We start from the raw sequence: 5,384 nt of genomic DNA on the forward strand, positions 1-5,384 counted from the left end.
CACGCCGCCTTCCTCGCGAAGCTGGAGCCCGGCGGCGAAGGCGGCGGCGCGCAACGCCGCCTGATCGCCCGCGAATTCGACGCGCATCACCGATATGCCGCCCAGCGCGAGGCTGCTGGTCGCGGCGGTGCGCACGCCCGGCAGCGCGCGCAACGCGGCTTCGATCGAAGTCTGCGTCGTCGAATCGGGCGTATCCACCTGAATGTCGAACGCCTGCGTCGGACCGCTGCTGGCGGCGGCCGCGGCGGCCTGCGAATCCGAATTCTCCTCGACGACGGGTTCCTCGCTGAGATCGGCCACGGCGGCGGGCTCGGTAACGAGCGAGGGATCGGCGATCAGGCCGCCGTAGCGGAAGGCATCGGCATAGGCCTGGTCGATCCGGCGCACGCCCTCGTCCAGCATCCTCGCCATATCGCCGCTGTCCCGCGCGACGAGATCGAAGCGCGCGACTTCCTGCGAATCGGGGCCGTGGAAGGCGATGAAATGCGCGATCACCGGGCCGCCGGGATAGCGCCGCTCGAGATGGACGGTCGGCACGACGACATCGGCGGCGCCATATTGATCGAGGATCGTCCGCCACCAGCCGCGCCCCGGCCGCCCCGCCTGCGCGACGTTGAGCAGCAGCGGATCCAGCCCCGTGCCGACCGGCCGGACATAATCGATCGGACTGCCGCCCGAGCGGAAACGTGCCCACGCCTTCTGCCAATCGGTGCGACGCTCGAAGCTCTGCGCGACCCCGCCCGACCACATCACCGGGATCACCAGGGTCGGCGCCGAGCGCGGCCCGCCGCCGTGCGCGCCGAGCAGATCGCCCGCGCGCCCGCGATCGAACAGCACGCCGAGCCGCGCGATATAGCGATGCGCGCCGATCTTCTCATCCTCTATCGACACCCCCGCGACGATCTGATCGAGCTGGCCATCCGAGAGCGCCGGCGCCTGAGCGGCGGACAGAGCATTGGCCTTGGCCCAGAGCTGAGCCCAGCCGCGGCGTTGCGCGAGCCGCCAGCCCACCATCCGCGCCTGCTGAGCGCTCTTGCCCACGACATCGACCTGGATTCCGCCGACCTCGTAATTGGCCGAGCTGTCGATCGGCGGCACGCCGCGATCGTTGCCTTCGATCTGCGCGATCCCGAGCGCGGCGATGCCGAGGGCGAGCGCCGAACCCGTGGCGACGATCAGGCGGCGGCGGCGCGTCATTCGAACGTGCTTCTGGCGAAACGGCCGTGGAAATCCAAGGGGGATATGATTAGGGCAGCCGCAATGACTCCTCCCCAGCCGCCAGCCCCCTCCACAATGCTGCGCGTGGCCCCCCTCCCCTTCCGGGGAAGGATCGGGGGCAAATGACGGACGCACCCTACAGCTACGCCAAGGCGGGCGTCTCGATCGCGGCGGGCAATGCGCTGGTCAGGGCGATCGCGCCGCTGGTGCGCGCGACGCGGCGACCGGGGGCGGACGCGGAGATCGGTGGCTTCGGCGGCTTCTTCGATCTCAAGGCGGCGGGTTATGCCGATCCGCTGCTGGTCGCGGCCAACGACGGCGTCGGCACCAAGCTCAAGCTGGCGATAGAGAGCAACCGGCACGATACGGTCGGGATCGATCTGGTCGCGATGTGTGTCAACGATCTGATCGTTCAGGGCGCGGAGCCCTTGTTCTTCCTCGATTATTTCGCCTGCGCCAAGCTCGATAACGCGATCGCCGAGCGGGTGATCGCGGGGATCGCGGAGGGCTGCCGGATCGCGGGCTGCGCGCTGATCGGCGGCGAGACCGCCGAGATGCCGGGCATGTATGCCGAGGGCGACTATGATCTCGCGGGTTTTTCGGTGGGCGCGGTGGAGCGCGCGCAGGCGCTGACCGGAACGCACGTGCAGGCAGACGACATGCTGCTCGGCCTCGCCTCGTCGGGCATCCATTCGAACGGTTTCTCGCTGGTGCGGCGGCTGGCGGCGGACAAGGGCTGGAAGCTCTACCGCCCCGCGCTGTTCGATCAGGACCGGCTGCTGATCGACTGGCTGATGGAGCCAACCAGGATCTACGTGAAGAGCCTGCTGCCGCTGGTGCGCGCCGGCAAGGTCTCGGCGCTCGCGCATATCACCGGCGGCGGGCTGCTCGAAAATGTGCCGCGCGTGCTGCCGGAGGGATTGCGCGCCGAGATCGATGCCGATGCCTGGCCGCAATCGCGGCTGATGGCGTTCCTGCAGGCGCAGGGCATGATCGAGCCCGAGGAGATGGCGCGCACCTTCAATTGCGGGATCGGGATGGTCGCGGCGGTGCGCGGCGAGGATGTCGCGGAGGTCACTGCGGCGCTGAAGGCGTCGGGTGAAACGATTTTCCCGATCGGCCGGATCGTCGCAGGCACGCGCGGCTGCACCGTGACCGGCTCCATCGAGACATGGAGCGCGCGTTCGGGATGGTCGGCGACGCATGATGCCTGATCGGTCCGAGGCCGAGTGGGGGTTGCCGGCTTGAGCCGCGCGCGCGTCGGCATCCTGATCTCGGGCCGGGGATCGAACATGGCGGCGCTGATCGAGGCGGCGCGGAAGGAGGACTGTCCCTACGAGGTGGCGCTGATCGTCTCGAACGTCCCCGACGCGGCGGGGCTCGATTATGCGGCTGTGAACGGCATCCCGCAGTTCGCGATGAGCCACAAGGGCCTGTCCCGCGCCGAGTTCGACGCGCTCGTCGATGGCGCGCTCCGCGATGCCGACGTCGAATATGTCGCGCTGGCGGGCTATATGCGGCTGCTATCGCCCGGGTTCGTCGCCGCGTGGCGGGGACGGATGGTCAACATCCATCCCTCGCTGCTGCCGTTTTACAAGGGGCTCGACACGCACCGCCGCGTGCTCGACGCGGGTGATGCGCGCCACGGCTGCACCGTGCATCTGGTCACCGAATCGCTCGACGACGGACCGATCCTCGCGCAGGCCGAAGTCCCGGTGCTGGAGGGCGATGACGCCGAGGCGCTCGCCCGCCGCGTGCTGATCGAGGAGCATAAGCTCTATCCAAGGGTGCTCGCCGATCTGGTGCGATCATGAGCCCCGATCCGGCGGGTGATCTGGAGCGGCTGCGCGCGATCGCGCTGGCGCTGCCGCAAGCAGCCGAGAAGGTCTCGCACGGGCAGCCGGTCTTCTTCATCGAAAAGGGAAAACTTTTCGCGCAATATTGGCACGACCATCACCATGACGGCGCGAGCGCGGTGATGGTGAAACTGAGCGGTATCGAGGAGCAGCGGATGCTGATCGCAATCGATCCGGAGCTTTATTACCGGCCCGCATACATCGGCGCTTCAGGCTGGATCGCGATACGCACCGACGTGGACGCGACCGATTGGGATCTGATTGCCGGAAAGGTCGAGGCGAGCTGGCAAACCGTCGCGCCGGCGCGGCTGTTGCGCACGCCATGAGCGGGAGCGGCGAGGACAAGACGGAGGCGGCGCGCCTCCGCCGACGTTGGCTGACGCTCGGCGAGCTGCTGGGCATCGCGGCCGTGCTGATCTCCGCGCTCACCTTCTGGAACAGCTATCGCGAGCGGACCAACACCGAGCGCGAGCGGCAATCTTCCGAAAGCAAAAGCGAGCGGGCCGCCACCATCCTGGTGCTGCGCGCGACCACCGATCGCGATGGCCGCGTGCTTTCGCTTACCCCTCGCGCCCAAAATCAGACGGTGCAGTCGCAGAGGTTACGCTTTCCCGCCGCGCTCGGGCTGCAAGCGATCGATACGACCGGCGATGCGCGGATCGAGCGGAGCTGGTTTTCGCACCCGCTGGTGAAGCTGCGCAGGAATGCCGGCGCGGCGGAGCGGACGGCGGGCGATGCCCAGCTACCCGTTGCGATCACCACGCAGTATCTGGTCGATGGCGAAGCCCACGTCGATCGCGCGCTCTACACGATAGGCTATTCGACCGAGCACGGCTTCCTCGCCGGCACGACCGTCAGGCTGAAGGGGCTTTCCCGCAATGCCACGATCGCAAGCGATGCCGCCGCCGCCAGACAGCTCGACACCGCCTGGCGGGCTCAGGTTCAGCCGACGATTTCTTCGGGCTTGAAGAAGTAGGCGATCTCGCTCGCGGCGTTCTCCGCGCTGTCGGAGCCGTGGACCGAATTGGCTTCGATCGATTCGGCGAAGGTCTTGCGGATCGTGCCTTCGTCGGCCTGCGCGGGATTGGTCGCGCCCATCACCTTGCGGTTGGCGGCGACGGCATTCTCGCCCTCCAGCACCTGCACCACCACCGGGCCGGAGATCATGAAGCTCACCAGATCGTTGAAGAAGGGACGCTCCTTGTGGACCGCGTAGAAGCCCTCGGCCTGATCCCGGGTCATGTGGATGCGTTTGGAGGCGACGACGCGCAGGCCGGCCTCCTCCAGCATCGTGGTGACGCCGCCGGTCAGGTTGCGGCGGGTGGCATCGGGCTTGATGATCGAGAATGTCCGTTCGGTCGCCATCGCGTCCGCGTCTCCATGTCTGAGGCTGTTCGGGAAGTGGCGCGCCTCTAGCCCCGCGCCCACCAGCGCGCAAGCCGGAGCGCCGGTTAGAGTCTGTTGGAAACACGCCATAGGCGTGTTGGCAGCGCCTGCCCGCTCCCCCACCCGACCTCCCAATCAGGATACGCTGTGGGAGGTCGGGTGGGGGTGCGGGCCGGTGCCGCCTGAAACTCGCCCTTCCGCGAGTTTCCAAACAGACTCTCAGGCCTCGAGCGTGTCGCTCACGAAGCGATCGAGCAAGCGCACGCCGTAGCCGGTGGCGCCCTTGTCCCAAAGCGATCCGGGCTTCGACGCCCAGACCATCCCGGCGATATCGAGATGCGCCCACTTCACGCCATCCTCGATATAGCGCTTGAGGAATTGCGCCGCGGAGATCGATCCGGCTTCGCGCGGGCCGATATTCTTCATGTCGGCGATCGGGCTGTCGATCAATTTGTCGTAGCTGTCGCCCATCGGCATCCGCCACAATTTCTCACCGGTCGCGCCGCCCGCCGCCGCAAGCTGTTCGGCGAGTTCATCGTCATTGGCGAAAATGCCGCCATATTCGTGGCCGAGGCTGACGATCATCGCCCCCGTGAGCGTCGCGAGGTCAACGATCGTCTTGGGCTTGAAGCGCCGCTGCACCCAGGTAAGCGCATCGCACAGCACCAGGCGCCCCTCGGCGTCTGTATTGAGCACCTCGACCGTCTGGCCCGACATTGTGGTGACGATGTCGCCCGGGCGCTGCGCCTTGCCGTCGGGCATATTCTCGACCAGCCCGCAGATGCCGACGACGTGGCACCTGGCCTTGCGCGCCGCCAGCGCGCGCATCAGCCCCGCGACCGCGCCCGCGCCGCCCATGTCCCACTTCATGTCCTCCATGCCGGGGCCGGGCTTGAGGCTGATGCCGCCGGTATCGAAGGTGAC

Annotated in this window: 7 protein-coding genes; 4 read left to right on the forward strand and 3 right to left on the reverse strand. The window is 67.6% G+C overall.

Annotation, left to right across the window (positions count from 1 at the left end):
• On the reverse strand, window positions 1-1,197 hold a 1,197-nt coding region (locus HUU94_RS05885), incomplete at its 3' end, for a heavy-metal-associated domain-containing protein (protein ID WP_174274171.1).
• Between the two features lie 143 nt (window positions 1,198-1,340).
• Between HUU94_RS05885 and purM the strand changes: the two genes are divergently transcribed.
• The 4 genes from purM to HUU94_RS05900 are packed head-to-tail and all read left to right on the forward strand — an operon-like array spanning window position 1,341 to window position 4,050.
• The gene (purM, locus tag HUU94_RS05890; RefSeq protein WP_174274172.1) at window positions 1,341-2,432 is read left to right on the forward strand and encodes a phosphoribosylformylglycinamidine cyclo-ligase; all 1,092 of its coding nucleotides are present in this window, start codon (window positions 1,341-1,343) and stop codon (window positions 2,430-2,432) included.
• A gap of 30 nt (window positions 2,433-2,462) precedes the next feature.
• On the forward strand, window positions 2,463-3,032 hold the full coding sequence (purN, locus tag HUU94_RS12950; RefSeq protein ID WP_368039845.1) for a phosphoribosylglycinamide formyltransferase: 570 nt from the start codon (window positions 2,463-2,465) through the stop codon (window positions 3,030-3,032).
• The gene (locus HUU94_RS12955; protein WP_368039846.1) at window positions 3,029-3,400 is read left to right on the forward strand and encodes an MmcQ/YjbR family DNA-binding protein; all 372 of its coding nucleotides are present in this window, start codon (window positions 3,029-3,031) and stop codon (window positions 3,398-3,400) included. Before purN ends, HUU94_RS12955 begins: the two co-directional genes overlap by 4 nt.
• Window positions 3,397-4,050: a hypothetical protein gene (locus HUU94_RS05900; protein ID WP_174274173.1), complete on the forward strand. Its 654-nt coding sequence runs from the start codon at window positions 3,397-3,399 to the stop codon at window positions 4,048-4,050. The genes HUU94_RS12955 and HUU94_RS05900 overlap by 4 nt, the downstream gene beginning before the upstream one ends.
• Here the strand turns inward: HUU94_RS05900 and ndk are convergent.
• Window positions 4,017-4,439, reverse strand: coding sequence for a nucleoside-diphosphate kinase (ndk, locus tag HUU94_RS05905; protein WP_174274174.1), 423 nt, complete (start codon window positions 4,437-4,439; stop codon window positions 4,017-4,019). The two genes, HUU94_RS05900 and ndk, sit on opposite strands and share 34 nt — an antisense overlap.
• 240 nt (window positions 4,440-4,679) lie before the next feature.
• Window positions 4,680-5,384, reverse strand: a 705-nt coding sequence (locus HUU94_RS05910; protein WP_174274175.1) for a M17 family metallopeptidase, incomplete at its 5' end; no start/stop codon positions are given.

The organism is Sphingomonas bacterium (assembly GCF_903644055.1).
Lineage (GTDB): Bacteria > Pseudomonadota > Alphaproteobacteria > Sphingomonadales > Sphingomonadaceae > Sphingomonas_I.

Excerpts from the sequence above, each read along its gene's own strand:
- HUU94_RS12955 (WP_368039846.1), top strand. The coding sequence starts at position 3,029 with ATGAGCCCCGATCCGGCGGGTGATCTGGAGCGGCTGCGCGCGATCGCG.
- purM (WP_174274172.1), top strand. The coding sequence starts at position 1,341 with ATGACGGACGCACCCTACAGCTACGCCAAGGCGGGCGTCTCGATCGCG.
- HUU94_RS05900 (WP_174274173.1), top strand. The coding sequence starts at position 3,397 with ATGAGCGGGAGCGGCGAGGACAAGACGGAGGCGGCGCGCCTCCGCCGA.
- ndk (WP_174274174.1), bottom strand. The coding sequence starts at position 4,439 with ATGGCGACCGAACGGACATTCTCGATCATCAAGCCCGATGCCACCCGC.